Genomic DNA, 26,548 nt, shown 5'->3' on the forward strand with positions numbered 1-26,548 from the left:
GCTGTTGGGCCGTGAGCAACCGCGCGTCCATTCCTGATGTCCTGGCCCATCGCTATGCCAGCGAGGAGATGGTGGCGATCTGGTCGCCGGAAGCCAAGATCGTCGCCGAGCGCCGGCTGTGGCTGGCCGTGCTTCGGGCGCAGGCCGAACTGGGTGTGGAGGTCCCCGCCGGGGTGGTCGACGACTACGAGCGCGTCCTGGAGAACGTCGACCTGGACTCCATCGCGGCGCGGGAACGGGTGACGCGCCACGACGTCAAGGCGCGCATCGAGGAGTTCAACGCACTAGCCGGCCACGAGCACGTGCACAAGGGCATGACCAGCCGCGACCTCACCGAGAACGTCGAACAGATGCAGATCCGGCGGTCACTGGAACTCGTGCACGCCCGCGGCATCGCCGTCGCCGCCCGGCTCGCCGAGCGGGCCGCGCTCTACCGCGACCTCGTGATGGCCGGCCGCAGCCACAACGTCGCAGCCCAGGCCACCACGCTGGGCAAGCGGTTCGCCTCCGCGGCCGAGGAGACCCTGGTCGCACTGCGCCGCGTCGAGGAACTCATCGCCCGCTATCCGTTGCGGGGCATCAAAGGGCCGATGGGCACCGCCCAGGACATGCTCGACCTGTTCGACGGCGACACCGCCCGGCTGGCCGAGCTCGAGACGCGGGTCGCGCAGTTCCTCGGCTTCACCGACATCCTGACCAGCGTCGGCCAGGTGTACCCGCGCTCCCTCGACCATGACGTCGTGTCGGCACTCGTGCAGCTCGGTGCGGGCCCGTCGTCGTTCGCGCACACGATCCGGCTGATGGCCGGCCACGAACTGGTCACCGAAGGGTTCGCGCCCGGCCAGGTGGGTTCGTCGGCGATGCCGCACAAGATGAACACCCGCAGCTGCGAGCGCGTCAACGGGCTGCAGGTGATCCTGCGCGGATATGCCTCGATGACAGCGGAATTGGCCGGCGCGCAGTGGAACGAGGGCGACGTGTTCTGCTCGGTGGTGCGCCGCGTCGCGCTGCCCGATGCGTTCTTCGCCATCGACGGGCAGACCGAGACGTTCCTGACCGTGCTCGACGAGTTCGGCGCCTATCCCGCGGTGATCCAGCGCGAGCTCGACCGGTACCTGCCGTTCCTGGCGACGACGCGCATCCTGATCGCCGCGGTGCGTGCGGGCGTGGGCCGCGAGACCGCGCACGAGGTGATCAAGGAACATGCGGTCGCGGTGGCGCTCGCGATGCGTGAGCGCGGCGCAGAACCCGACCTGCTGGACCGGCTGGCCGCCGACCCGCGGCTGCCCCTGGACCGTGCGGCCCTCGACGGAGCGCTGGCCGACAAGGCGGCCTTCAGCGGCGCGGCCGCGGATCAGGTGGACCGGGTGATCGCCGCCGTCGACGATCTGGTCGCGCGCTATCCGGGTGCAGCCGACTACACCTCGGGCGCCATTCTGTGACGGCGGCCGCGGAGGCGTTCACCGGGATCGACCTCACCGATCTCGACAACTTCGCCGCGGGCTTTCCCCACCGGCTGTTCGCGCGCCACCGCGAGCACGCCCCCGTGTACTGGCACCCACCCACGGAGAACACCCCTGACGGGGAGGGTTTCTGGTCGGTAGCCACCCACGCGGAAACCCTTGCCGTGCTGCGCGATCCGGATACCTACTCGTCGGTGACCGGTGGTGAGCGGCCCTTCGGTGGCACCCTGCTGCAGGACCTGCCGATCGCCGGCCAGCTGCTCAACATGATGGACGACCCGCGCCACGCCGCGGTGCGCCGTCTCGTCAGCTCCGGCCTGACGCCGCGGATGATCGGACGCGTCGAGGAGGACCTGCGGGTCCGAGTTCACCGCCTGCTCGACGACGTCCGGCCGGGGGCGCCCGTGGACGTCGTCACCGAGATCGCCGCCGAGATCCCCATGCAGATGATCTGCATCCTGCTGGGAGTGCCTGAATCCGAACGGCATTGGCTGTTCGAAGCCATCGAGCCGAGCTTCGACTTCGGCAACGCGCGCAGCGCCACCATCTCACGCCTGTCCGTCGAGGAGGCCGGCTCCCGGATGTTCGCCTACGGCCAGGAGCTGATCGCCGCGAAGAAGGCCGCACCCACCGACGACATGCTGTCGGTGGTGGTCAATTCCGCCGACCCCGAGCTGACCGACCTAGAGAGCTACCTGTTCTTCAGCCTGCTGTTCAGCGCCGGGGCCGAGACCACCCGCAATGCGATCGCCGGCGGGCTGCTCGCCCTGATCGAGAACCCCGGCGCCTACGCCGCGGTGCGCGCCGAGCCGGCCGCGCTGCCGACCGCGATCGAGGAGATGGTGCGGTGGACCTCGCCGTCGCCGTCGAAGCGCCGCACCGCGACCCGGCCCACGACGCTGGGCGGTCACCACATCGAGGCCGGGCAGAAGGTTCTGGTGTGGGAGGGGTCGGCCAACCGCGACGCGGCGGTGTTCGATCACCCCGACCGGTTCGATGTCACCCGAAAGCCCAACCCTCACTTGGGTTTCGGGCAGGGTGTGCACTACTGCCTGGGCGCCAACCTGGCCAGGCTGGAGCTGCGGGTGATCTTCTCCGAGCTACTGAGTCGGTTCTCCGCGATGCGGCTGGTCGAGCCGGTCGAATGGACGAGGAGTAACCGGCACACCGGTTTGCGGCATCTGATGGTAGTGATGGAGAAGTGACTCCGGACATGAGAGCGTCCGACGCCGATCGCAGTGCGGTGATGCAGATTCTCGAGCAGGCGGTGGGCCACGGCATGCTGACACTCGACGAATACAGCGATCGTGCCGACGTCGCGCTGGCTGCGCGCACCCGCGGCGAACTGGACACCGTGATCGCGGACCTGCCTCACGTACGCCGTCAACCGGTTCCGGCCTCCGCGCCCGAGGAGGTGCGCAGTTGGATGTCGAGCATCACCCGTAAAGGGCAATGGACCGTGCCACCGCATCTTCGGGTGACCACCCGGATGTGTTCGACGACGCTCGATTTCACCTCCGCCGTGGTGCCGGGTCCGGTGGTGCGCATCGACGTCGACGACTACTGCAGCTCCACCGACATGATCCTGCCCGACGGCGCGACCGCTGACCTCAACGGCGTGAACCACTTCGCTTCGTCGATGTCGGTGAAGGTGCCCACCACCCAGACGCCGGCCGGACTGCATCTCGTCGTGACCGGCACGGTGCGGTTCGGCTCCCTCACCGTGCGGCACCCGTTCGGTACGACGCTGCGCCGGTTCCTGCGCTAGTCCGGGGCTCGAAAGCTCGCGGCCCTGATGCCTGTCGCCCGCAACTCGAGGGCTGCCAGCCCGCGGATCGCCGTCCGATCCTGGCTGCGCCACGCGCCGACCGGGTCGGCGGTGACGGCGGCGAGCTTGGGCAGCGGACGGTTGGCCAGCGCACGTAGCGCGAGCAGTTCCTCGCCGGCGAGCGTCGATGCCAATGTCACTGCGGTCCACTGACGGCGGAAGAACCGCACCCGCAGAAACAGCCACGGCATCATCAACGCCAGGATCGGGGGAGCGGCCACCGCCAGCGCCAACAGCCAGGCCAGCCACCCCGCGGTCACACCGAGCGACTGGCCGGCGCCGGCGATCTCCCTGGCGGCGTCGCCCGCGGCGCTGAGCGGCTTGGCCAGCGAGTCGCCGATGAGGGGCACGTCGCCGGCGCTGTTGCCCGCCGAGTCCAGATTGCCGGCCACACCGTTGGCGCCGCTCTGCACCTGGTAGCCGAACTCGGCGATCACCGCCACGGCCGAGTGCACCGCCAGGCCGACGAACACCCAGACGGTGGTCCAGGCGACGATGACGACGTCGCTGAACAGCTGCCGCAGCAGCCGCGCGGGCGTCGTGGCATAGGGAATCCACCGGGATTTCATGCGATCGATCACAGCACACAGAGCGCCTCCGATGGACCGATAGGCTGACCCGATGCGTCCCGCTCTGTCCGACTACCAGCACCTGGCCAGCGGCAAGGTTCGTGAGCTCTACCGGGTGGACGAGGGACACCTGCTCTTCGTCGCCACGGACCGCATCTCCGCCTACGACTACATCCTCGACAGCCAGATCCCGGACAAGGGCCGCATCCTCACCGCGATGAGCGTGTTCTTCTTCGACTTCCTGCCGGTGCCCAACCACCTCGCCGGGCCACCCGACGATCCGCGAATTCCCGAGGAGGTGCTGGGCCGCGCGCTGCTGGTGCGCCAACTCGACATGCTGCCCGTCGAGGCCGTCGCGCGTGGCTACCTGGCCGGCTCGGGCCTGATCGACTACCAGAACACCGGCAGTGTCTGCGGCATCGAGTTGCCGCCGGGGCTGACGGAGGCGAGCCGCTTCGCCGAGCCGCTGTTCACCCCGGCGACCAAGGCCGACCTCGGTGACCACGACGTCAACATCAGCTACGACGACGTCGTCGACCTCGTCGGCAGCGACCGCGCCGGAGAGCTTCGCGACCTCACACTGCAGACCTACCGCCACGGCGCCGAGCACGCGCTCACCACGGGCATCATCGTCGCCGACACCAAGTTCGAATTCGGGGTCGACGCCGACGGTGTGCTGACGCTCGCCGACGAAGTGTTCACCCCCGACTCGTCGCGCTACTGGCGCGCCGACGACTACACCGAAGGCGCCGTGCAGAACAGCTTCGACAAACAGTTCGTCCGCAACTGGCTGACCGGCCCGCAGTCGGGCTGGGACCGCCACGGTGAACAGCCCCCGCCACCGTTGCCCGACGACATCGTCGAGGCGACGCGGTCGCGCTACATCGAAGCCTACGAACGCATTTCGGGCCGGAGCTTCGCAGACTGGATCGGAGGACAGCGGTGAAACCGCCGGTGGCCAAACGCGTCGAACATCGACGAGAGCATCACGGCGACGTGTTCGTCGACCCCTACGAGTGGCTGCGGGAGAAGGACAGCGCCGGGGTGATCGAGCACCTCGAGGCCGAGAACGCGTTCACCGAGCACGTCACCGCGGATCTCGCTCCGTTGCGGCAGGCCATCTTCGACGAAATCAAAGCCCGCACCAAGGAGACCGATCTCTCGGTGCCGACGCGGCGCGGCGACTGGTGGTACTACGGGCGCAGCTTCGCCGGCAAGCAGTACGGCGTGCACTGCCGGTGCCCCGTCGCCGACCCCGACGACTGGACCCCGCCTCACCTGACCGAAGACACCGACATCCCCGGTGAACAGGTCCTGCTCGACGAGAACGTCGAAGCCGAGGGGCACGACTTCTTCTCCCTCGGCGCTGCGAGCGTCAGCGTCGACGGCAACGTGCTCGCCTACTCCGTCGACGTCATCGGAGACGAGCGATACACGTTGCGTTTCAAAGACTTACGGACCGGCGAGCGTTACGACGACGAGATCGTCGGGATCGGCGCAGGAGCCACCTGGGCCGCCGACAACAAGACCGTCTACTACGTGACCGTCGATGACGCCTGGCGGCCGGACACGGTGTGGCGGCACCGGCTCGGCGCCGGCCTGCCGGCCGAAAAGGTCTACCACGAGCCGGACGAACGGTTCTGGGTCGCCTGCGGACGCACGCGCAGCAACCGGTACGTGATGATCGCGGCGGGCAGCGCGATCACCTCCGAGATGCGCTACGCCGACGCCGACGACGCCGACGCCGACTTCACCGTCGTGTGGCCCCGGCGCGACGGAGTCGAATACTCCATCGAACACGCCGTCGTCGCCGACGAGGACCGATTCCTCATCCTGCACAACGACGGTGCGGAGAACTTTACCCTCGTCGAGGCGCCGGTCACCGACCTCTCGGCCACACGCACCCTCATCGAACATCGCGACGATGTCCGCCTCGACGCCGTCGATGCATTCTCCGACCTGCTGGTGGTGAGCTACCGCAGCGAGGCGTTACCGCGAATTCAACTGTGGCCCTTGCAGGGACGCGGCTACGGCGAGGCGCGCGAGGTCAGCTTCGACTCCGAGCTGATGTCGGTGGGGCTGTCCGCGAACCCCAACTGGACGGCGCCGCGGTTGCGGATCGGGGCGACATCGTTCGTCACGCCCGTCCGGATCTACGACCTCGACCTCGCCACCGGTGAGCGCGTGCTGCTGCGCGAGCAGCCGGTGCTCGGCGATTACCGGCCCGAGGAGTACGTCGAACGCCGGGACTGGGCGATCGCCGAAGACGGTGCGCGCGTGCCGTTGTCGATCATTCACCGGGTCGGCGTCACCTCGCCCGCGCCGCTGCTGCTCTACGGCTACGGCGCCTACGAATCGTGTGAAGACCCGCGGTTCTCGATCGCGCGGCTCTCGCTGCTCGACCGCGGAATGGTGTACGCGGTCGCACACGTACGCGGCGGTGGTGAACTGGGCAGGCCTTGGTACGAGCACGGCAAGCTGCTGGAGAAGCGGAACACTTTCACCGACTTCATCTCCGCCGGCCAGCATCTCGTCGACACGGGCGTCACCACGGCCGAGACGATGGTGGCCTATGGCGGCAGCGCGGGAGGCCTGCTGATGGGCGCGGTCGCCAACATGGCGTCCGACCTGTTCGCCGGCATCCTGGCCGCCGTGCCGTTCGTCGACCCCCTGACCACGATCCTCGATCCGTCACTCCCGCTGACGGTCACCGAGTGGGACGAGTGGGGCAATCCGCTCGACGATGCCGAGGTCTACCGGTACATGAAGTCGTACTCGCCGTACGAGAACGTCGAAGCCAAGCGCTATCCCGCGATCCTGGCGATGACGTCGCTCAACGACACCCGCGTCTACTACGTCGAACCCGCGAAGTGGGTCGCCGCACTGCGGCATGCGCAGCTCGACCCCGGCAGTGACGGTGCCCGCGTGCTGCTGAAGACCGAGATGAACGCCGGCCACGGAGGCATCAGCGGACGCTACGAACGCTGGAAGGAGACCGCATTCCAGTACGCGTGGATGCTCGACGTGGCGGGATTGCGTGGGGCCGACGTAGCGTCTGCCCCATGACGATCACCGACATCCCCCTCACCACTCTCGACGGCGAGACCACAACGCTGGGTGACCTGGCCGGCGGCGCCGCGCTGGTGGTCAACGTCGCGTCCAAATGCGGCCTCACGCCGCAGTACAGCGCGCTGGAACACCTCGCCAAGGACTACCGCGACCGCGGTCTGACGGTGATCGGGGTGCCCTGCAACCAGTTCATGGGTCAAGAACCGGGCACCGCCGAGGAGATCCAGACGTTCTGCTCGACGACCTACGGGGTGACGTTCCCGCTGCTGGCCAAGACCGACGTCAACGGACCCGACCGGCACCCGCTCTACGCGGCGCTGACCGAGGCTCCCGACGGCAGCGGCGAGGCAGGCGACGTGCAGTGGAACTTCGAGAAGTTCCTGCTCGCGCCCGGCGGTGAGGTGGTCGCACGGTTCCGGCCCCGCACCGCACCCGACGCGCCGGAGGTCATCGCGGCGATCGAGGCCGTGCTCGGGTAGCTGACATAGTTCAGCGACACGAGTGACGGAGTTGTCCATTGCGACACCTGGCGTTGCGACACTGCCGGGGTGGCAGGACAACTGATCGTCTCGATCTCCGGAGTCAGCGACCGCACCATCGACGACGTCGCAGCATTCCACGGGCAACTCGCGCGGCGTGGCGTCCCGGCATCGTTCCTGGTGGCGCCCCGTCTGAAGGGCGGATACCGGCTCGACCGTGACCCCGACACCGTCGCCTGGCTCGGCCAGCGCCGCGACGCCGGTGACGCGATCGTCCTGCACGGGTACGACGAAGCCGCCACCAAGGCGCGGCGCGGCGAGTTCGCGACACTGCCCGCGCACGAGGCCAACCTGAGGTTGATGGCCGCAGACCGGGTCCTCGAACATCTCGGGCTGCGCACCCGATTGTTCGCCGCGCCCGGCTGGAATGTCTCCGACGGTACCGTCACTGCGCTGCCGCGCAACGGTTTCCGCGTGATGGCGGGGCTGGGCGGCATCACCGATCTGGTCAGCGGCGCGACGGTCCGCGCCCGGGTGCTCGGCATCGGCGAGGGATTCCTGACCGAACCGTGGTGGTGCCGCACCGTCGTGCTCGCCGCCGAGCGCACCGCGCGCCGCGACGGCGTCGTCCGGGTGGCCGTCGCCGCGCGGCATCTGCGCCGCCCGGGTCCCCGGCAGGCCATGCTCGACGCCGCCGACCTGGCCTTGATGCACGGTTGCGCGCCCACTGTGTACGCCTGGCGCACCCCGGCTGCGCTGTCCGACGCCGCCTGAGGGGTTCGGCTCGCTACATTGGCCGCATGGCAGATGATGCGGACGTCATCGTGGTCGGCGCCGGCCTTGCCGGTCTGGTCGCGGCATGCGAGCTGGTCGAGCGGGGCCGTCGCGTCCTCATCGTCGACCAGGAGAACGCCGCCAATGTCGGCGGACAGGCGTTCTGGTCTTTCGGCGGGCTGTTCTTCGTCGACAGTCCCGAGCAGCGGCGCCTCGGCATCCGGGACAGTCACGAGCTGGCTCTGCAGGACTGGCTGGGCACCGCCGGCTTCGACCGGCCCGAGGACCACTGGCCGCGGCAGTGGGCGCACGCCTACGTCGACTTCGCGGCCGGAGAGAAACGCAGCTGGCTCCGCGACCGCGGGCTGAAGATCTTCGCGATGGTCGGGTGGGCCGAACGCGGAGGCTACGGCGCCCGCGGCCACGGCAACTCCGTGCCCCGGTTCCACATCACCTGGGGCACCGGGCCCGGCCTTGTCGACATCTTCGCCCGCCGTCTGACGGGGCCGCTCGTCAGGTTCGCTCACCGTCACCGCGTGGACGAACTCATCGTCGAGAACGGGGCCGTCGTGGGGGTGCGCGGGGCGGTGCTCGAGCCGTCATCCGCGGTACGCGGAGCCCCGTCATCGCGAAACAGCATCGGCGAGTTCGAGTTTCGCGCCCAGGCAGTCGTCGTCGCCAGTGGCGGCATCGGCGGCAACCACGACCTGGTGCGGGCGAACTGGCCGGCCCGTATGGGTCGAGTCCCCGAACAACTCCTCAGCGGTGTCCCCGAGCATGTCGACGGTCGGATGCTCGGAATCTCCACGGCGGCCGGCGCACACATGATCAACAGCGACCGGATGTGGCACTACACCGAGGGCATCACGAACTACGACTCTATCTGGGCACACCACGGCATCCGCATCCTGCCCGGCCCGTCGTCACTGTGGCTCGACGCCACCGGTCGGCGTCTGCCGGTCCCGCTGTATCCGGGCTTCGACACCCTCGGGACGCTGGAGTACATCTGCCGCACGGGTCAGGACTACACCTGGTTCGTCCTGAACAAGCGCATCATCGACAAGGAGTTCGGCCTGTCGGGGCAGGAACAGAACCCGGACCTGACCGGTCGCAGTGTGCGCCTGGTCCTCGAACGCGGCCGCAAGGGTCCCGCGCCGGTGCACGCCTTCGTCGACAAGGGGGTCGACTTCGTCACCGCCGACACGCTGGGCGAGTTGGTGGCCAAGATGAACGCCGTGCCCGATGTGGTGCCGCTGGACTTCGCGACGGTCGAGGCGGAGGTGACAGCACGCGACCGGGAGGTGACGAACAAGTTCACCAAGGACAGTCAGATCACCGCGATCCGCGGGGCGCGCGCGTACCTGCCCGACCGGGTGAGCCGCGTCGTCGCGCCGCACCGGCTCACCGATCCGAAGGCAGGTCCGCTGATCGCGGTGAAGCTGCACATCTTGACGCGAAAGTCGTTGGGCGGTCTACAAACCGATCTCGACTCCCGGGCCCTGAGTGCTGACGGCGCCCCGGTGCCCGGGCTCTACGCCGCCGGGGAGGCAGCGGGTTTCGGCGGCGGCGGTGTGCACGGATACCGCTCGCTAGAAGGCACGTTCCTCGGTGGATGCGTGTTCTCCGGGCGCGCGGCCGGCCGCGCCGCCGCCCGCGACGTGGGCTAGATCTCCTGGTCGCGGTCAGAACTCGGTGCCGCTCTCCGGCTCGAGGACCTGGAAATCGGTGCTCGTCATCTCCTTGAGCCGGCCGTAGAAGATCGGTCGCGCAATCGGGTCCACGATCGCCTGATGGATCGGCACCGCCCGTGTCGGGTTCACCGCGCGCAGGAAGTCGACAGCTTCGGAGAGTTTCATCCACGGCGCGGCCGCCGGGGTGGCGAGCACATCGACCGGCTCGTCCGGAACGAACAGCGCGTCGCCAGGGTGCATCAGCCGGGCGGCATGTCCGGCGTCGCCGACGAGATACGAAATATTGTCGATCACCGGAATCTCCGGGTGGATCACCGCGTGTCGACCGCCCACCCCGCGAACGGTGAGATGCCCGATCGACAGCGTGTCGCCGACATGAACGGCCCGCCACGGCTCCCCGAGTTGCGCCGCGGTCTGCGGATCGGCGTACAGCGCGGCCTGCGGATTGGCCTCCAGTAGCGCGGGCAACCGCTCCGGGTCGGCGTGATCGGGATGCTGGTGGGTGATCAGGATCGCCGACAGTCCCGTGATGCCCTCGAAGCCGTGGGAGAAATTGCCCGGATCGAACAGGATCGTCGTGTCGCCACCGGGCTGAGCACCGTCAGAAAAGCTCGCCAACAGGCAGGAATGGCCGAAGTGTGTGAGCTGCATGCCTATAGTCTGGCGCGCACAGGGGAGCGGGGGTAGTGCGGATGCGATGGATGCTCACACTGGCGGTGGCGTTCTCGGGGGTGTTCTTGGTGCCCGGCGGCGCGAATGCGGTGCCCGGCTTCTGCCCGCCGACCTGCGACGCCATCCCCGATTCGGCGTGGGTCGAGCCGAGTTCCCTGCCGTTGGCCTCGATCTACCGGTGGCCGTCGCTGCCCGGCCTGGCGGTCACCGCCCCGGCGCCGCGATTCGAATTCGAGTCATGGTGCGTCACCCCCGACTCGTCCTCCGATCCGCGCCGCTACGCCGTCGCCGCGCGCGCCACCGCGCCCAACCCGGACGGTCAGTGGAACCTGCAGGTGCAGGTCATCCACTGGCGCGGGGACACCGTCACCGGTGGCCAGACCACACTCGAGGTGTTGGAGAAGGCGCGTATCGCGCTGGCGACCTGCGGGGATGGGGTGTCGCCGTCGCTGACCACCCACGAGGTGGACCGAATCGCCGCCGTGATCAGCGAGACGGGCAGCCGGGTGATGCGTGTCTACCTGCTGGCAGACCCGGCCAGCAGCACCATCGTCGAGGTAGCACTGTGGACCACGCTGCCTGCGCGGGTCGAGTGGCGCGCGGTACCCGATGCCCAGGTCTTCGAGACGATGGCGGCACCGCTGTGCGCCGCCTACCTGGGCTCGTGCCGGTGAGGCGGGCCTGCGGTCGCCGCAGGTAGAGTGTCCGCGTGGCAAAAGTGGTGGTTCACGTCATGCCGAAGACCGAGATCCTCGACCCCCAGGGGCAGGCGATCGTCGGCGCGCTGGGTCGGCTCGGCTTCGACGGCATCTCAGATGTGCGGCAGGGCAAGCGATTCGAGCTCGAGGTCGACGGCGCGGTCGACGACGAGAAGCTCGCTGCGATCGCGGAATCGCTGCTCGCCAACACGGTGATCGAGGATTGGACGGTCACCCGGGAGGACGGCGCATGACCCGAGTGGGCGTGATCACATTCCCCGGCACGCTGGACGACATCGACGCGGCGCGCGCGGTGCGCCTCGCCGGTGGCGAGGCGGTCAACCTGTGGCATGCCGACGCCGACCTCAAGGGCGTGGACGCCGTCATCGTGCCCGGTGGCTTCTCCTACGGTGACTATCTGCGGTGCGGCGCGATCGCCCGCTTCGCGCCGGTGATGGGTGAGGTGGTGGCCGCCGCGGAACGCGGTATGCCGGTTCTGGGGATCTGCAACGGCTTCCAGGTGCTGTGCGAAGCCGGTCTGCTGCCCGGCGCGCTCACCCGCAACATCGGTCTGCACTTCGTCTGCCGCGACGTGTGGCTCGAAGTCGCATCGAACACGACCGCGTGGTCGACGCGCTACGAACAGGGCGCTGACCTGCTCGTGCCGCTGAAGTCGGGCGAAGGCCGCTATGTCGCGAGCGAGCAGGTGCTCGACGAACTCGAGGGCGAGGGTCGGGTCGTCTTCCGGTATCGCGAGAACATCAACGGCTCGATGCGTGGCATCGCCGGCGTCAGCTCGGCCAACGGCCGCGTCGTCGGCCTCATGCCGCACCCCGAGCACGCCACCGAGGCGCTGACCGGACCGTCTGACGACGGGCTCGGTCTGTTCTATTCGGCGCTGGACGCGATCCTGGTCTCCTGACGCCGGTGCCCGTGCGCTGGCGCGAACGCAGCCCCCTCGTGCGCGCGGTCCGGCTGTGGCGGACACGTAATCCGCGCACGTTCCGCGACAAGGTGCGGTACAAGATGCTGCGGGATCACCGCCCCCTGGTCGTCACGTTCGCCGACAAGGCTGCTGTGCGTGACTACGTCGCCGGCATCGTGGGTGACCGCTACCTCCCGCGGGTGTATGCGATCCTCGACGACCCGGAGGCGTTGCGCGCCTTGGCGTTGCCGGCCGCATATGTCGTGAAGCCGACGCATGGCAGCGGAGCGGCCATCGTCGTCTCCGATCGAGCGTCGCCTACGGCGCGGCTACCGAGTGAGCCCGGCAGCTGGGTGTATTCGCACGTCCGGCCGTCGGTCGCGAATCATGCTGACCTGATTCGGATTACCGCGGGTTGGATGGCGCAGCTGTACGGGCAGGGGCCCAACCGGGAGTGGGTGTACGGACAGATCCCGAGACGCGTGATCGTCGAGGAGTTGCTCACCGGCGACGACGGGGACATCCCCGACGATTACAAGTTCTTCGTCTTCCATGGCGTCTGCAGGTTCATTCAGGTGGACAGGGGTCGATTCGGTTCCCGCACGCAGGATTTCTTCACTGCGGATTGGACGCACCTCGCGTTGCAGGGCAGTGCACCATGCGCCGACGTCGAACCTTCTCGGCCTGGTCGTCTGCCCGAGATGATCGAGGTCGCGGAGAAGCTAGGTGCTGAAACCGATTTCGTCCGGGTCGATCTGTACGACGTCGGCGGACGAGTCGTCTTCGGAGAGCTGACCAGTTTCCCTGCGGGAGGAGACAGCCCGTTCGATCCGGAGACGTTCAACCTGGAGTTCGGCCTCCCCTGGACGGTGCCGCGGCGGTACTAGCGCGCACGCACTTGGAGGTCTGGGGGGGCGGGTATCGGCGACGTGCTGGGTGGTTGGGGTTTTTGCTATCTAGGCGGCATCATCGGCAACGTGGTTTGCCACAGATGAAGTCATCCGTTGTCGTCTGGTCGGCTGTCGTGTTGGGCGCTCTAGCTGCGTTCACCACGGCAGTTGCGTGCGTCCAGTTCGCGAAGCTGGAGGTGCCGAGCGGGTTGGTGGCGCTGGGAGGATCGATCTTCTGCCTGGGGTTCGTCCTTCCCGCTTTCAAGAACGTTCCGGGCCGAGTGAAGCCACGCGTGCGTTCCGACGGTGAGGGAACGACGTTCCTGCCTGATCGGGGGATCGAGATTCCCTTGCAGGTGGGGATGGCTGGTGCCCTCATGTCTTCGATGTTGATACTGATACTTCTTCCGGCGGGGCGCCTCGCGATTCCGGTCCCACCGAATATGCGCTATGCCCTGCCCTTCACGGCGTCTTTCCTCGTGGTAGGGATCGCGCCGATGCTGTGGCGAAACCTGCGCCGCGGCAGCATGAGTCGTCTACGGCTAACCGAGCAAGGGTTCGAATTCCTGGAGGGTTGGCGCCCGCAATCGGCTGATTGGTCATCGGTGAAGGACGTGACCTCAGAAGCGCCGCAACCGAAGAAATCCCCGCCGAGTGCGATTGTGGTCATCCTGTCGGATGACACCGTGCTGACGTTCACGGCCTCTGCCTACACACCCGGCGGTGCAGCGTTACGAAACCTGGTGCAGTTCTACTGGCGCCACCCTGAGGCTCGCGAGGAGCTGACCGACGGGCGCGCGGCCAAGCGACTCAACGCATTGCGCTGACAGATCGCTTCGGTGCGAGCGAGCGTGCGCGAAATGCCATGTTGCGCTGGCGTGTTGGGTGCAGACACGCACGCTCGCGGTTGGGGGTCAGTCGGTGATCGGAGCCAGCTCCAGGTACAGGTTGTTCATTGCGGTTGTCCTTTCAGGCTGCCGATGGCCAGAGACCCGGTGGGTCGCTCCGGCTCCGACACGGGAAGCGGCGGTGGGTCGTCGAGGAAGTCCTGGATCGGGGTGAAGAACAGCGACCCCGTGATCGCCGTCGAGAACTCCAGGATGTGATCGGTGGTGCCCGGCGGCGAACCGATGAACATGTTCGTCAGCATGCGTTCGGTGACCGCGGTCGAGCGGGAGTATCCGATGAAGTAGGTGCCGAACTCGCCGCGCCCGATCTGACCGAACGGCATGTTGTGCCGCACGATCTTCAGTTCGGTGCCGTCGTCGTCTTCGATCACGTTGAGCGCCACGTGCGAATTGGCGGGCTTGACTGCGTCGTCGAGTTCGATGTCGTCGAGTTTGGTGCGGCCGATCACCCGCTCCTGATCCTCGGTCGACAGCGCATTCCACGAGGCCATGTCGTGCAGGTATTTCTGCACGTGCACATAGCAGGCGCCCGCGAAATCCGGGTCCTCGTCGCCGATCTGGGTCGCGCTGTCCGCCAGTGGACCGTCGGGATTCTCGGTGCCGTCGACGAATCCGAGCAGGTCACGGTTGTCGAAGAACCGGAAGCCGTGCGTCTCGTCGACGACGGTGATCGGACCCATCGCGGCGACGATCTTGGTCGCCAGCTCGAAGCAGACATCCATCGACGCCGCGCGGATGTGGAACAGCAGATCGCCCGGTGTGGACGGGGCCCGGTGGCGGCCACCGTCGAGCGCGACGAACGCATGGAGCTCGGCCGGCCGGGGCCCGGAGAACAGCCGATCCCACGCCTCGGAGCCGACCGACGTGACCACCGACAGATGCTTGCTCGGGTCGCGAAAACCGATCGCGCGCACCAGCCCCGCGATGTCGCCCAGCGCGTCGTGCACCGCCTGCTCGCCGCCCTCGTCGATGGTCGCGACGAGGAAGATCGCGGCCGGGGTCAGCGGCGCGAGCACCGGCTGCGGGAGAGGGGCGGGCACACAGCGACCCTAAATCATGATCAATTCCGGCGATCGACGAAGATGAAGAACCATGGCGGCTGATGCGCAGGGTCTGTGTGAGTTCATCGACGCGTCCCCGTCGCCGTTTCACGCCTGCCGAACCGCTGCCGCGCGTCTGCTCGCGGCCGGGTTCACCGAACTGTCCGAGGGCGATGCGTGGAGCGGGGCGGGCGACTACTTCGTCATCCGTGCCGGGTCCCTGATCGCCTGGCGCTCGACCGGCGAGCAGCACCAGCCGTTCCGGATCGTCGGCGCGCATACCGACAGCCCCAACCTGAGGGTCAAGCAGCATCCGGACCGGACCGTCGCGGGCTGGCAGGTGGTCGCGCTACAGCCCTACGGCGGCGCATGGCTGAACTCCTGGCTCGACCGTGACCTCGGCCTCAGCGGCCGGCTCTCCGTCCGTACCGGCGCCTCCGCAGAGGACGTCCTGGTACGCATCGACGACCCGATCCTGCGCGTTCCGCAGCTGGCCATCCATCTCTCCGAGGACCGCAAAGGTGTCGAGCTGAACCCGCAGCGGCACGTGAACGCGGTCTGGGGCATCGGTGGTCCGCGCTCGTTCCTCGACTACGTCGCCGAGCGCGCCGAGGTCGACGCCGACGCGGTGCTCGGCTTCGACCTGATGACCCACGACCTGAGCCCGTCGCGCCTCACCGGGGTCGACCGAGAACTCGTCAGCGCGCCGCGTCTGGACAACCAGGCGACCTGCTACGCCGGGCTGGAGGCGTTCCTCGCGGCGCAAGCGTCGAACGTGACACCGGTGCTGGTGCTGTTCGACCACGAAGAGGTCGGCTCGCAATCCGACCACGGCGCACAGTCCGATCTGCTGCTGACAGTGCTCGAACGGATCACCCTGGCCGCAGGCGGCGGCCGCGAGGACTTCCTGCGTCGCTGCTCGACCTCGATGGTCGCCTCCGGCGACATGGCGCACGCCACCCACCCCAACTATCCGGAACGCCACGAACCCGGCCACCTGATCGAGGTGAACGCCGGGCCCGTGCTCAAGGTCCAGCCCAACCTGCGCTACGCCACCGACGGACGCACCGCGGCGGCGTTCGCGCTGGCATGCGAGCAGGCCGGGGTGGCGCTGCAGCGCTACGAGCACCGGGCCGACCTGCCGTGCGGCTCGACGATTGGTCCGATGACCGCCGCGCGCACCGGAATTCCGACCGTCGACGTCGGTGCGGCGCAGCTGGCCATGCATTCGGCGCGTGAAGTGATGGGTGCCGCGGACGTCGCGGACTACTCGGCCGCGCTCGCGGCGTTCCTGTCACCGGCCTGACCTAGGGTCGGCGGCATGTCACTCGATGTCGCGATGATCACCTTCGACTGTTCGAATCCCGATGCGCTGGCGGCCTGGTGGGCCGATGCGGTCGGCGGGCGTGTCAATGCCGAGGCGCCAGGCGAATTCGTCATGGTCGCCCGGGACAACGGCCCCATGCTGGGCTTCCAGCGGGTGCCCGATCCGACGCCCGGCAAGAACAGGGTGCACCTCGACCTGCATACGACCGACAAGGAGGCCGAGGTGACGCGTCTGGTCGGACTCGGCGCGCGAGAAACCGGACGGCACAGCATCGCAGCGTTCGACTGGGTGGTGCTCGCTGACCCGGAAGGCAACGCGTTCTGCATCGTCGGCGGGTAGCCGCTGGCAAGATCTGCGTGTGCTGATCTCGCTGATCGCCTTCGCGGCGGTGTTCGCCGCGTGGGCGCTCGGCGCGGGCCGGCTCGAACGGGCCCGCGTCACAGCGCCGGTCGTGCTGATCCTCGCCGGCGTGGCCGCGGGCTTCACCACCTCCGACGCGCTGGCCGTCGCGCTCAATGCCGACGTCGCCCAGCACGGCGCCGAGATCATCCTCGCGGTGCTGCTGTTCGTCGACGCCACCGACGTCCGTGGCGGGCTGTTCGGCCGCGAGCCCCGCGCCGCGCTGCGCGTGCTGTTCCTCGCCATGCCGCTCAGCCTCGGACTGTCGGTACTGCTCGGTGCGTGGATGCTGCCCGAGCTGTCCTTCGCCGTGCTGCTGGTCATCGCCTGCACGGTGGTGCCGACCGATTTCGCGCCGGCGGCGACGATCCTGCGCGACGCGCGAGTGCCGGAGCGGGTGCGCAACGTCCTCAACGTCGAAGCCGGCTACAACGACGGCATCGTCGCCCCCGTGTTCATCTTCGCGCTCGCGCTGTCGGGCGGCGACCTGCACACCGAGACACCGCTGCGCGCGCTGGGCTCAGCCGTGCCCCAGGCCCTGACCGCGATCGTCGTCGGCGGCGCCGTCGGTGCGCTGCTCGCCGTCGCGATCAACGGCGCGACCCGGCGCGGTTGGATGACGGGTCAGAGCGTGCGGATGATCTTGGTCACTGCGCCGATGCTGGCCTACGGGCTGAGCCTCGCGTTCGACGGCAACGGGTTCGTCTCCGCATTCGTCTGCGGGATCACGTTCCATTACCTGCGCCGCTCCTCGTCCTGGCACGAGGAGCTGGAGTTCGTCGACGACATCGGATTCCTCCTCTCGGCGATCATGTGGTTCGTCGTGGGTGCCGTCGCCGTCCTCGCCGTCGAACGTGGAGTGTCCTGGCAGACGGTGGTTTTCTGCCTGCTCGCACTGACGGTCGTGCGGGTTCTTCCGGTCGCGCTGGCCATGCTGCGATCGCGCTTCTCCTGGCGGGAACGGATGATGCTGGCCTGGTTGGGTCCGCGTGGAACCTCGACCATCGTGTTCGGGCTGCTGGCCTACAACGTGCTCGACGGGGCCGAGGAGCACGACGCGCTGGCCGTCATGGTGGTCGTGGTCCTGGGCAGCGTCGTCATCCACGGGCTGATCGCACCGTCCGCCGCGGCACGCTTGTCGCAGGCCGCGAACTAGACTGTCCGGCGTGACGTCCGGGCTCACCCACGAAGTCGACACGGTCGACCACGCCGCTTCCACCCCCGATCAGCCGCAGCCGTTCCGCGAGCTCGGCCTCAAAGCCGACGAGTACGCGCGAATCCGCGAGATCCTCGGCCGTCGCCCCACCGACGCCGAACTCGCGATGTATTCGGTGATGTGGAGTGAGCACTGCTCCTACAAGTCGTCGAAGGTCCACCTGCGCTACTTCGGGGAGACGACCACCGAGAAGATGCGTGAAGCGATGCTCGCCGGCATCGGAGAGAACGCCGGCGTCGTCGACATCGGCGACGGCTGGGCGGCGACGTTCAAGGTCGAATCCCACAACCACCCGTCCTACATCGAGCCCTATCAGGGCGCGGCCACCGGCGTCGGAGGCATCGTCCGCGACATCATGGCGATGGGCGCCCGCCCGGTCGCGGTGATGGATCAGCTCCGCTTCGGCGCTGCCGACGCCCCCGACACCCGCCGCGTGCTCGACGGAGTGGTGCGCGGTGTCGGCGGCTACGGCAACTCGCTCGGACTGCCCAACATCGGCGGCGAGACCGTGTTCGACGCGAGCTACGCCGGCAACCCACTGGTCAACGCGCTGTGCGTCGGGGTGCTGCGGACCGAGGACCTCAAGCTCGCCTTCGCCTCCGGCGCGGGTAACAAGATCATCCTGTTCGGTGCGCGCACCGGTCTCGACGGTATCGGCGGCGTGTCCGTGCTCGCGTCCGAGACGTTCGGAGGCGACGAGAGCGGCGCGGGCCGCAAGAAGCTGCCCAGCGTGCAGGTGGGCGATCCGTTCACCGAAAAGGTACTCATCGAGTGCTGCCTGGAGCTGTACGCCGCGGACCTCGTGGTGGGTATCCAGGATCTCGGTGGCGCTGGATTGTCCTGCGCAACATCCGAATTGGCCTCGGCCGGCGACGGCGGAATGCGCGTCGAGCTGGACCGGGTGCCGCTGCGTGCGGCCAACATGACCCCCGCGGAGATCCTGTCCAGCGAGTCCCAGGAACGCATGTGCGCGGTGGTGACCCCCGAGAACGTCGACGCGTTCCTCGCGGTGTGCCGCAAATGGGACGTGCTGGCCACCGTCATCGGTGAGGTCACCGACGGCGAGCGGCTCGAAATCACCTGGCACGGAGCGACTGTCGTCGACGTCCCGCCGCGCACCGTCGCCCATGAGGGGCCGGTCTACGAGCGGCCGGTGCAGCGTCCCGACACCCAGGATGCGCTCAACGCCGACACTTCGGCGACGCTGCCACGCCCCGTGACCGGCGACGAGCTGCGCGCGACGCTGCTGGCGATGGTCGGCAGCCCGCACCTGTGCAGCCGCGCGTTCATCACCGAGCAGTACGACCGCTACGTGCGGGGCAACACCGTGCTGGCCGAGAACGCCGACGGTGGAGTGCTGCGCGTCGACGAGCAGACCGGCCGCGGCATCGCGATCTCCACCGACGCGTCCGGCCGCTACACCGCACTCGATCCCTACACCGGTGCCCAGCTGGCCCTGGCCGAGGCGTACCGCAACGTCGCCGTCACCGGCGCCACCCCCGTCGCCGTCACCAACTGCCTGAACTTCGGCTCGCCCGAAGACCCCGGCGTGATGTGGCAGTTCTCCCAGGCTGTCCGCGGTCTCGCCGATGGTGCTGCGGCACTGGGCATTCCGGTCACCGGTGGCAATGTCAGCTTCTACAACCAGACGGGGACGACGCCGATCCTGCCGACCCCGGTCGTCGGCATCCTCGGCGTCATCGACGACGTGAAGCGCCGCATCCCCACCGGATTCGGCACCGAACCCGGGGAGACGCTGATCCTGCTCGGCGACACCCACGACGAGTTCGACGGCTCCATCTGGGCGCAGGTCACCGCCGACCATCTCGGCGGCGTGCCACCCCGTGTCGATCTCGGACGCGAACGGCTGCTGGCCGAGGTGCTGACCGCCGCCTCCCGCGACGGGCTGGTCTCCGCGGCCCACGATTTGTCGGAGGGCGGTCTGATCCAGGCTGCCGTCGAAGGCGCCCTGACCGGCGAAACCGGTTGCCGCCTCATCCTTCCCGACGATTCGGACCCGTTCGTCGCGCTGTTCTCCGAATCGGCCGGCCGCGTCCTGGTCGCGGTACCGCGCACCGAGGAGAGCAGATTCACCGCGATGTGCGAGGCACGCGGGTTGCCGGCCACCCGCGTCGGTGTCGTCGACCAGGGTCCCGAGGGCGGTGAGCCCTCGGTCGAGGTGCAAGGGCTGTTCACGGTCACCCTGCAGGAACTGCGGCAGACGTCGGAAGGTGTGTTGCCCGGGTTGTTCGGGTGACCTCCCGGGAGTCCACCACACACCCTCTCTACGTCTGGGCGTGGGGCCTGCTGCGGCTGGACTTCACCGGCATCGCGTTCGCCGCGCTGTTCTTCTGCCTGTCGCTGACCCCTTCCCTGCTGCCTCGCGACTGGCTGTTCCAGGGGCTGATCGGCGGCATCAACGCCGCGATCGGTTATGGCATCGGAGTCTTTCTCGCCCGCATGGCGCGCCGGTTCGTCCTCGCCAAGCGTGCTTGGTGGCCCCCGTCGCTGAGGGTGTCCTCGGCACTCAAGACGGGCACCGTGGTGCTCTCGCTGCTGGCCTGCGTACTGATGGTGATCCCCGCCGCGGGCTGGCAGCGCCAGGTGTCGGCGTTGATGGGCCTGCCCGGCCCCAGCACCGCGAGCTATCTGCGGACCCTGGTGCTCGCCGCGGTCATCGGCGGCCTGTGCGTCGCGGTCACCCGGGCGCTGATCGACCTGATCCGCACGCTCGCCCGCTACCTCATCCGGCGGTGGCGCATCTCCGACGAACTCGCCCTGTTCATCGGCACCGCGATCGTCGTCGTGCTGGTCATCACGCTCGTCAACGGTGTGCTGCTTCGCGGGTTCCTGGCCGGCGCCAACCGGGTCTTCCAGCCCCAGAATGCCACCACCATGGCCGGCATCAGCCAGCCGCAGGAGCCGGAAAGATCCGGTAGCCCAGAATCTTTCGCGCCCTGGGATACCCTGGGCTATCAGGGCCGCAGCTTCGTGGCCACTGGGCCCAGCGCCGCCGAGCTCACCGCCATCAACGGCAGGCCGGCCAGAGAACCGGTGCGCGTCTACGTCGGACTGGAGACCGCGGACGACGACCAGGCCAGGATGGCGGTGCTGCTGAGCGAACTCGAACGCAGCGGAGCATTCGACCGCAAGGTACTCGTGATCGCGCCCACCACCGGCACCGGATGGATCAACCCGATCGCAGCGCGCTCGCTGGAGATGATGTACAACGGCGACACCGCGATCGTCGGATCGCAGTACTCCTTTCTGCCGAGCTGGATTTCGTTCATCGGCGATCAGCGCAAGTCGGTCGAGTTCGGCCGGCTGATGATCGACGCCATCCACGACCGCTGGGCGACACTGCCTCCGCAGCGCCGCCCGCAGCTGCTGCTCTACGGCGAGAGCCTGGGCTCGATGGCCGGCCAGGGCGCGTTCGACTGGCTGCCCGACATCTCCCGGATGGGCTTCTCTTCGGTGCTGTGGGTGGGGCCGCCCAACGCGAGCTCGCTGTGGCACGCGATCACGGTGCGGCGTGATCCCGGCACCCCCGAAGTGCATCCCCGCTACGACAACGGCCGCACCGTGCGCTTCTCGATGGGCAACGACGCGGCCCAGATCGCTCGTGACGCCGCGGAACCGTGGGAGGGCACCAGAGTGCTATTCCTGCAACACCCTTCGGACCCGATCGTGTGGTGGTCGCAAGATCTGCTGTTCAGCAGACCCGACTGGCTGGCCGAACCGCCCGGGCGGGATCGGACCGCCTCGATGCGTTGGTACCCGATCATCACGTTCTGGCAGGTCGCCGCCGACATGACCAACGCCTCCTCGGTGCCTGGGGGCCACGGCCACAATTACGGCGACTTCATCCTCGACGGCTGGGCGGCGGTAGCGCCACCTCCCGGGTGGACACCGTCGGACACCGAACGCATCCGGGCCGCGATGCAGCGCACCGAGGCCGAGGACGGCCAGTGAACAGCGAACGCCGCCAGGCGTTTTCGCTCGCCGGTGTGCTCCTGGGGTGGAGCGTGGTGGCTCCGCGGATCCCGCAGCGCTGGCATCCGGCTCCGCACCTGCTGCTCGGCACCGCCGCGGTGAGGTCGACCGGCGCCCCGCTCGGCCTCCGTCCACCTGCCCTGACCCGGGGGCTGCGCTGGGGGAGTGCGGCGGCCGGCGTTGTCGTTGCCGTAGTGACGCTTTCGACCACGCTGGCGCCAGTGCGCGCGGGGATCGCAGCGCGCACACCACCCTCGTCGCCCGCACGGTGGCTGCTCCTTCAGATCCCGCTGGGCACCGTGTGGTCGGAGGAGGCAGGCTACCGTGCGGCGCTGGGCTCCGTGGCCGAACGTGCGTTCGGCGTCGTCGGCGGGCGCTGGTTCACCGCGGCGGTCTTCGGCCTCTCCCACGTTCCCGACGCCCGCGCCGCCGGCGAATCGGTGCCCGGCACGGTGCTGGTCACCGGCGCGGCGGGCTGGATCTTCTCCTGGCTGCGGGACAGGTCTGGCAGCCTGGCGGCACCGATGCTCGCCCACCTCGCCGTCAACGAGGCCGGAGCCGTTGCGGCGGTGCTGATCTCGCGCCGCGTCACGGATTGATCGTGTGCTCGCCGACCTGCCTGCCCCAGACATAGTCGACGAGCAGAGGCTGGCCCAGCTCCACGTGGTTGTAGGGCGCCAGGCTGAACCCGGTGTCCATCACCAGATACGGATTCGGCCACAACTCCCGGGTGATCTTCTGCCAGCACCCGGGTCGGCCCTCGGGGCCGCCCCGCGCATTGACTCGAGGCAGATTGTCGGGGTAGACGAACGGATTACCCGCCCCGGTGATGGTGCCCGCCGAGCGCAGCGAATAGCCGTTGTCGCCGCCCAGGACTCGGGTGATCTCCGGGGCCACCTCTGCGTAGTTGCGGATCGTGCAGAACATCATGCCGCGGTAGTCGTCGAGCAGCTTCGAGGTGGGCAGCAGGTCGGCTGCACCCCGGATCAGGTACGGGCCGCCGCGTTCGAACGCGGAGGTCGCCGGCTCCGCGAAGCCGACCGCCGCCATCAACGCGGCGTCGATGTCGCCCGACCGCGCATTCACCGTGCGCGCCGTGGTGACTGCCGCGGAGAGCCCGTCCCACAGATCCGGAGCGGCATCGGCGTAGATGTCCGCCAGGGCTGTCAGCGAGCGCACGTCCGCCCGCCACTGCGGCATCAGATCGTCGAACTCCGTCAGGATGCGGTTGCCGTTCTCCAGCGATCCGCCGAACCGGTCGCCCAATCCGTGCAAGGCCTCGGCGGTCGCGCTCAGCGTCTGGTTCAGCTTCACCGGATCGACCTGCTCGGCGATCTCGGTGACCGTCTCGAACAAGGTGTTGAACTCCGTGGTCACCGCCGCGGCCTGCAGCACGCTGCCGTCGGAGAGCCGTTGTGTCGCTGGTATTTTCGGTGACATCAGCGAGATGTACTTGTTGCCGAACACCGTTGTCGCCCGGATCTCGGCCCCCGCATTGGCGGGGATGACGGCCATCACGTCGGGGTCGACGTCCAGCGTCAGGCGGGCGCCGCTGCGATCGGGCACTATCTGGGCCACCCGACCGATTTCGACGCCGTTGAACGTGACCTTTGCGCCGCGTTCGACGACCAGCCCCGCCCGGTCCGAGAGGAGGGTCACCGTCGACGACGCCGTGAAGGCGCCCCGGAACTGCAGGAACAGCGCTGCGCCGAGGACAGCGATCACCACGAGCATCAGCGCGCCCAGCCGCCGATAGGGCGGTGCGTCCCGGGCTACAGACACTTTGAGAACCTAGATCATGGCCGTTCGCCGTGCTGCCGATCCGGTAAAGACCCGCGCCGCGGTGGAGGCGGTGGCGCACTGGCTGCGCGATGAGCACGCCGAGGCCCCGCCGCGACCCCAGCTTGCCGAAGCGGTACGCGCGACGGCGAGAACGCTCGCGGCGGTGGCGCCCGGTGCGTCCGTCGAGGTGAGAGTCCCGCCCTTCGTCGCGGTCCAGTGCGTGGACGGGCCGCGCCACACCCGCGGCAACCCGCCCAACATCGTCGAAACGGACCCACGCACCTGGCTGTTGCTCGCCACCGGTCTGTGCACCCTCGACGACGCGGCCGCCGCCGGCGCCATCGCGCTGTCCGGCTCACGAGCTCGCGAGATCTCGGCGGCGCTGCCGATCGTCGCGCTACCGGAGTGACAGGGAATCGGCACGCGGTCGGCGTCGTTGACGACTACGGCGCGGCGAGATTCCGCGTTTGAGCGCGGTTGACCGTAGACTGGCGACCGTCACCCACCGCCCCTAGGGAGCAGCGACGATCGTGACCGCCGAGCAGCCCGATCAGCAAGAGAACGAGCCTCGAGAAGAGTGCGGAGTCTTCGGAGTCTGGGCACCCGGTGAGGAAGTGGCCAAACTCACGTACTACGGCCTCTATGCCCTACAACACAGGGGACAGGAGGCCGCAGGAATCGCGGTCGCCGACGGCTCGCAGGTGCTGGTCTTCAAAGACCTCGGTCTGGTCAGTCAGGTCTTCGACGAGCAGACGCTCGCTGCGATGCCCGGGCACGTCGCCGTCGGGCACTGCCGATACTCCACCACCGGCTCCACCACGTGGGAGAACGCCCAACCGGTGTTTCGTAATACCGCGGCGGGTACCGGTGTGGCGCTGGGACACAACGGCAACCTCGTCAACACCGCCGAGCTCGCCGCGCGCGCCCGCGACGAAGGCCTGATGGGCAACCGCGGCGCGGTAGCGGCCACCACCGACTCCGACATCCTCGGAGCGCTGCTGGCCCACGGCGCGGCGGACTCCTCGCTCGAACAGGCCGCGCTGGAACTGTTGCCGACCGTCCGCGGCGCCTTCTGCCTGACCTTCATGGACGAGAACACCCTCTACGCCGCGCGTGACCCCTACGGCGTGCGGCCGTTGTCGCTCGGCCGGCTCGACCGCGGCTGGGTGGTCGCCTCCGAGACCGCCGCCCTCGACATCGTCGGCGCATCGTTCGTGCGCGACATCGAACCCGGCGAACTACTCGCGATCGACGCCGACGGCGTGCGGTCCACACGGTTCGCCAACCCCACGCCCAAGGGCTGCGTGTTCGAGTACGTCTACCTGGCCCGTCCCGACAGCACGCTCGTCGGCCGCTCCGTACACGCCACCCGCGTCGACATCGGCCGCCGGCTCGCGCGCGAGAGCGCCGTCGACGCCGACCTCGTGATCGGTGTGCCCGAGTCGGGGACGCCTGCCGCCGTCGGTTACGCGCAGGAATCCGGGATCCCCTATGGCCAGGGCCTGATGAAGAACGCCTACGTGGGCCGCACCTTCATCCAGCCGTCGCAGACCATCCGTCAGCTCGGCATCCGGCTGAAGCTCAATCCGCTGAAAGACGTGATCCGCGGCAAGCGGCTCATCGTGGTCGACGACTCCATCGTCCGGGGCAACACCCAGCGCGCCCTGATCCGGATGCTGCGCGAGGCCGGTGCCGTCGAGGTGCACGTGCGGATCGCCTCCCCGCCGGTGAAGTGGCCCTGCTTCTACGGCATCGACTTCGCGACCCCGGCCGAGCTGATCGCCAACGCGGCCACCGCCGACGGCGCCGGCGAGGAGATGCTGGACGCGGTCCGCCACGCGATCGGCGCCGACACCCTCGCCTACATCTCGCAGCAGGGCATGATCTCGGCCACCGAGCAGCCAGCCACCCGCCTGTGCTCGGCCTGCTTCGACGGTAACTACCCGATCGAGCTGCCCGGCGAGACCGCGCTCGGCAAGAACGTCATCGAGCACATGCTCGCGACCGCGGCGCGCAGCGGATTGCCGATCTCCTCGGAGAACGACAACGCCTCGGCCCTTCGGCGCCCCTGACGCCTGACGTCGCTTCGGCGTCGAAAGTCAGTGGGGCGCAGTGACTTTGCTGAAACGCAGCAGATGCTTGCGTCCCGTGTGGTCCTCCTTTAGCGCGGCCACGACGGAGTCGCGGTAGGAGGACAGCCCGGCCGCAGGCGGCGGGATCACCGCGTCGATGTCGTGCTCGTGGCAGATCGCGTCGCACTCCAACGACTCCACCAGAGGACGTGCCAAGCCCGCCTTGATCGGCGTCACCAGACCCACCCAGTGGCTCGCGATCGTCGGCGTCAGGAACGGCAGCACCACCATCACGCGCCGGCGCAGACCTGCGACGTCGGCGTAGGTCTGCATCGCGTCGCCGTACTCCATGACGTCGGGCCCGCCGACATCCCACGTACGTGACTCCGGAACGTCAGCACTCGCCGCTTCCGCGAGGTAGTACAGCGCGTCGTCGATCGAGATCGGCTGGATCTTGTTGTGCACCCACTTCGGTGTCGTCATCACCGGCAACCTGTCGGTGAGGTGACGAACCATCTCGAACGACGCCGACCCCGACCCGATCACGATGCCCGCCTGCAGCACCACCGTCTCGATCGACGAGGCCAGCAGGATCTCCCCGACCTCGACCCGCGACCCCAGGTGGCGCGACAGGTCGGCGCCCTCGGGGTGCAGCCCGCTCAGATACACGATGCGGCGCACGCCCGCCTTCTCGGCCGCGGCCACCACATTGCGCGCGGATTCGGCCTCCTCGGTGACGAAATCCTTCGAGGT

The 26,548-nt window shown here is 68.5% G+C and carries 26 protein-coding genes; 21 read left to right on the forward strand and 5 right to left on the reverse strand.

All coding sequences use genetic code 11. From position 1 onward, the window contains the following. Positions 1-11: 11 nt before the first annotated feature. Genes purB through PGN37_RS19280 form a run of 3 tightly spaced genes read left to right on the forward strand, consistent with a single transcriptional unit; the run spans position 12 to position 3,231 of the window. Positions 12-1,442 carry an adenylosuccinate lyase gene (purB, locus tag PGN37_RS19270; protein WP_335332602.1) on the forward strand — a complete coding sequence of 477 codons (1,431 nt, stop codon included), beginning with the start codon at positions 12-14 and terminating at the stop codon, positions 1,440-1,442. Beyond that, a complete protein-coding gene (locus tag PGN37_RS19275; RefSeq protein ID WP_335332603.1) occupies positions 1,439-2,668 on the forward strand; it encodes a cytochrome P450 in 1,230 nt (409 codons plus the stop codon). The genes purB and PGN37_RS19275 overlap by 4 nt, the downstream gene beginning before the upstream one ends. 8 nt (positions 2,669-2,676) lie before the next feature. Further along, positions 2,677-3,231, forward strand: coding sequence for a DUF1707 SHOCT-like domain-containing protein (locus PGN37_RS19280; protein WP_335332604.1), 555 nt, complete (start codon positions 2,677-2,679; stop codon positions 3,229-3,231). On the opposite strand, the gene PGN37_RS19285 is transcribed toward PGN37_RS19280, so the two are convergent. After that, positions 3,228-3,860: a hypothetical protein gene (locus tag PGN37_RS19285; protein ID WP_335332605.1), complete on the reverse strand. Its 633-nt coding sequence runs from the start codon at positions 3,858-3,860 to the stop codon at positions 3,228-3,230. The two genes, PGN37_RS19280 and PGN37_RS19285, sit on opposite strands and share 4 nt — an antisense overlap. Positions 3,861-3,912: 52 nt before the next feature. Here PGN37_RS19285 and PGN37_RS19290 point away from each other — a divergent pair, with 52 nt between their 5' ends. From PGN37_RS19290 to PGN37_RS19310, 5 genes are all read left to right on the forward strand, one after another. Further along, complete coding sequence (locus PGN37_RS19290; protein ID WP_335332606.1) at positions 3,913-4,806, forward strand: phosphoribosylaminoimidazolesuccinocarboxamide synthase; 894 nt, start codon at positions 3,913-3,915, stop codon at positions 4,804-4,806. After that, positions 4,803-6,926, forward strand: a complete 2,124-nt coding sequence (locus tag PGN37_RS19295; protein ID WP_335332607.1) for a S9 family peptidase — start codon at positions 4,803-4,805, stop codon at positions 6,924-6,926. Before PGN37_RS19290 ends, PGN37_RS19295 begins: the two co-directional genes overlap by 4 nt. Further along, on the forward strand, positions 6,923-7,408 hold the full coding sequence (locus PGN37_RS19300) for a glutathione peroxidase (protein ID WP_335332608.1): 486 nt from the start codon (positions 6,923-6,925) through the stop codon (positions 7,406-7,408). Before PGN37_RS19295 ends, PGN37_RS19300 begins: the two co-directional genes overlap by 4 nt. A 69-nt stretch (positions 7,409-7,477) precedes the next feature. Then, on the forward strand, positions 7,478-8,182 hold the full coding sequence (locus tag PGN37_RS19305; protein WP_335332609.1) for a DUF2334 domain-containing protein: 705 nt from the start codon (positions 7,478-7,480) through the stop codon (positions 8,180-8,182). A 26-nt stretch (positions 8,183-8,208) separates the two neighbouring features. After that, positions 8,209-9,849 (forward strand): FAD-binding dehydrogenase, encoded by a 1,641-nt coding sequence (locus PGN37_RS19310; protein WP_335332610.1) that lies wholly within the window; start codon positions 8,209-8,211, stop codon positions 9,847-9,849. A 15-nt stretch (positions 9,850-9,864) separates the two neighbouring features. Here PGN37_RS19310 and PGN37_RS19315 read toward each other — a convergent pair whose 3' ends face one another. Next, positions 9,865-10,524: an MBL fold metallo-hydrolase gene (locus tag PGN37_RS19315; RefSeq protein ID WP_335332611.1), complete on the reverse strand. Its 660-nt coding sequence runs from the start codon at positions 10,522-10,524 to the stop codon at positions 9,865-9,867. 50 nt (positions 10,525-10,574) lie between these two features. Between PGN37_RS19315 and PGN37_RS19320 the strand changes: the two genes are divergently transcribed. From PGN37_RS19320 to PGN37_RS19340, 5 genes are all read left to right on the forward strand, one after another. Then, entirely contained in the window at positions 10,575-11,219 is a 645-nt protein-coding gene (locus tag PGN37_RS19320; RefSeq protein ID WP_335332612.1) for an ATPase, read from the forward strand. A 35-nt stretch (positions 11,220-11,254) separates the two neighbouring features. Next, positions 11,255-11,497 (forward strand): phosphoribosylformylglycinamidine synthase subunit PurS, encoded by a 243-nt coding sequence (gene purS / locus PGN37_RS19325; RefSeq protein WP_335332613.1) that lies wholly within the window; start codon positions 11,255-11,257, stop codon positions 11,495-11,497. After that, on the forward strand, positions 11,494-12,165 hold the full coding sequence (gene purQ / locus PGN37_RS19330) for a phosphoribosylformylglycinamidine synthase subunit PurQ (RefSeq protein ID WP_335332614.1): 672 nt from the start codon (positions 11,494-11,496) through the stop codon (positions 12,163-12,165). The genes purS and purQ overlap by 4 nt, the downstream gene beginning before the upstream one ends. A 5-nt stretch (positions 12,166-12,170) precedes the next feature. After that, entirely contained in the window at positions 12,171-13,055 is an 885-nt protein-coding gene (locus PGN37_RS19335; protein WP_335332615.1) for an ATP-grasp fold amidoligase family protein, read from the forward strand. A gap of 104 nt (positions 13,056-13,159) precedes the next feature. Continuing rightward, a complete protein-coding gene (locus PGN37_RS19340; RefSeq protein ID WP_335332616.1) occupies positions 13,160-13,885 on the forward strand; it encodes a hypothetical protein in 726 nt (241 codons plus the stop codon). A 125-nt stretch (positions 13,886-14,010) separates the two neighbouring features. Here PGN37_RS19340 and PGN37_RS19345 read toward each other — a convergent pair whose 3' ends face one another. Next, the gene (locus tag PGN37_RS19345; RefSeq protein ID WP_335332617.1) at positions 14,011-15,006 is read right to left on the reverse strand and encodes a Dyp-type peroxidase; all 996 of its coding nucleotides are present in this window, start codon (positions 15,004-15,006) and stop codon (positions 14,011-14,013) included. Between the two features lie 52 nt (positions 15,007-15,058). Between PGN37_RS19345 and PGN37_RS19350 the strand changes: the two genes are divergently transcribed. The 6 genes from PGN37_RS19350 to PGN37_RS19375 are packed head-to-tail and all read left to right on the forward strand — an operon-like array spanning position 15,059 to position 22,540. Further along, positions 15,059-16,312 carry a M18 family aminopeptidase gene (locus PGN37_RS19350; protein ID WP_335332618.1) on the forward strand — a complete coding sequence of 418 codons (1,254 nt, stop codon included), beginning with the start codon at positions 15,059-15,061 and terminating at the stop codon, positions 16,310-16,312. A 15-nt stretch (positions 16,313-16,327) separates the two neighbouring features. After that, positions 16,328-16,672, forward strand: coding sequence for a VOC family protein (locus PGN37_RS19355; protein ID WP_335332619.1), 345 nt, complete (start codon positions 16,328-16,330; stop codon positions 16,670-16,672). Between the two features lie 19 nt (positions 16,673-16,691). After that, complete coding sequence (locus tag PGN37_RS19360) at positions 16,692-17,888, forward strand: cation:proton antiporter domain-containing protein (protein WP_335332620.1); 1,197 nt, start codon at positions 16,692-16,694, stop codon at positions 17,886-17,888. Positions 17,889-17,898: 10 nt separating this feature from the next. Further along, entirely contained in the window at positions 17,899-20,205 is a 2,307-nt protein-coding gene (gene purL, locus PGN37_RS19365) for a phosphoribosylformylglycinamidine synthase subunit PurL (RefSeq protein ID WP_335332621.1), read from the forward strand. Further along, positions 20,202-21,920, forward strand: a complete 1,719-nt coding sequence (locus PGN37_RS19370; RefSeq protein WP_335332622.1) for an alpha/beta hydrolase — start codon at positions 20,202-20,204, stop codon at positions 21,918-21,920. Before purL ends, PGN37_RS19370 begins: the two co-directional genes overlap by 4 nt. Further along, positions 21,917-22,540 carry an Rv0804 family intramembrane glutamic endopeptidase gene (locus tag PGN37_RS19375; protein ID WP_335332623.1) on the forward strand — a complete coding sequence of 208 codons (624 nt, stop codon included), beginning with the start codon at positions 21,917-21,919 and terminating at the stop codon, positions 22,538-22,540. The genes PGN37_RS19370 and PGN37_RS19375 overlap by 4 nt, the downstream gene beginning before the upstream one ends. On the opposite strand, the gene PGN37_RS19380 is transcribed toward PGN37_RS19375, so the two are convergent. After that, a complete protein-coding gene (locus tag PGN37_RS19380) occupies positions 22,530-23,723 on the reverse strand; it encodes an MCE family protein (protein ID WP_335332624.1) in 1,194 nt (397 codons plus the stop codon). The genes PGN37_RS19375 and PGN37_RS19380 overlap by 11 nt on opposite strands. A 16-nt stretch (positions 23,724-23,739) precedes the next feature. Here PGN37_RS19380 and PGN37_RS19385 point away from each other — a divergent pair, with 16 nt between their 5' ends. Together PGN37_RS19385 and purF are read left to right on the forward strand one after the other, a co-directional pair. Beyond that, a complete protein-coding gene (locus tag PGN37_RS19385) occupies positions 23,740-24,132 on the forward strand; it encodes a sterol carrier family protein (RefSeq protein WP_335332625.1) in 393 nt (130 codons plus the stop codon). Positions 24,133-24,253: 121 nt separating this feature from the next. Further along, the gene (gene purF, locus PGN37_RS19390; RefSeq protein WP_335332626.1) at positions 24,254-25,795 is read left to right on the forward strand and encodes an amidophosphoribosyltransferase; all 1,542 of its coding nucleotides are present in this window, start codon (positions 24,254-24,256) and stop codon (positions 25,793-25,795) included. A gap of 27 nt (positions 25,796-25,822) precedes the next feature. On the opposite strand, the gene PGN37_RS19395 is transcribed toward purF, so the two are convergent. After that, a partial coding sequence (locus tag PGN37_RS19395; protein WP_335332627.1) for an oxidoreductase occupies positions 25,823-26,548 on the reverse strand: 726 nt, incomplete at its 5' end.

This window comes from Mycobacterium kyogaense, assembly GCF_036946525.1.
Taxonomy (GTDB): Bacteria; Actinomycetota; Actinomycetes; order Mycobacteriales; family Mycobacteriaceae; genus Mycobacterium; species Mycobacterium kyogaense_A.

Bases quoted from the DNA above. Each gene is read 5' to 3' on its own strand.
- PGN37_RS19280 (WP_335332604.1), top strand. From the start codon at position 2,677: ATGAGAGCGTCCGACGCCGATCGCAGTGCGGTGATGCAGATTCTCGAG.
- PGN37_RS19285 (WP_335332605.1), bottom strand. From the start codon at position 3,860: ATGAAATCCCGGTGGATTCCCTATGCCACGACGCCCGCGCGGCTGCTG.
- PGN37_RS19290 (WP_335332606.1), top strand. From the start codon at position 3,913: ATGCGTCCCGCTCTGTCCGACTACCAGCACCTGGCCAGCGGCAAGGTT.
- PGN37_RS19300 (WP_335332608.1), top strand. From the start codon at position 6,923: ATGACGATCACCGACATCCCCCTCACCACTCTCGACGGCGAGACCACA.
- PGN37_RS19310 (WP_335332610.1), top strand. From the start codon at position 8,209: ATGGCAGATGATGCGGACGTCATCGTGGTCGGCGCCGGCCTTGCCGGT.
- PGN37_RS19315 (WP_335332611.1), bottom strand. From the start codon at position 10,524: ATGCAGCTCACACACTTCGGCCATTCCTGCCTGTTGGCGAGCTTTTCT.
- PGN37_RS19320 (WP_335332612.1), top strand. From the start codon at position 10,575: ATGCTCACACTGGCGGTGGCGTTCTCGGGGGTGTTCTTGGTGCCCGGC.
- purQ (WP_335332614.1), top strand. From the start codon at position 11,494: ATGACCCGAGTGGGCGTGATCACATTCCCCGGCACGCTGGACGACATC.
- PGN37_RS19340 (WP_335332616.1), top strand. From the start codon at position 13,160: ATGAAGTCATCCGTTGTCGTCTGGTCGGCTGTCGTGTTGGGCGCTCTA.
- PGN37_RS19350 (WP_335332618.1), top strand. From the start codon at position 15,059: ATGGCGGCTGATGCGCAGGGTCTGTGTGAGTTCATCGACGCGTCCCCG.
- PGN37_RS19355 (WP_335332619.1), top strand. From the start codon at position 16,328: ATGTCACTCGATGTCGCGATGATCACCTTCGACTGTTCGAATCCCGAT.
- PGN37_RS19385 (WP_335332625.1), top strand. From the start codon at position 23,740: ATGGCCGTTCGCCGTGCTGCCGATCCGGTAAAGACCCGCGCCGCGGTG.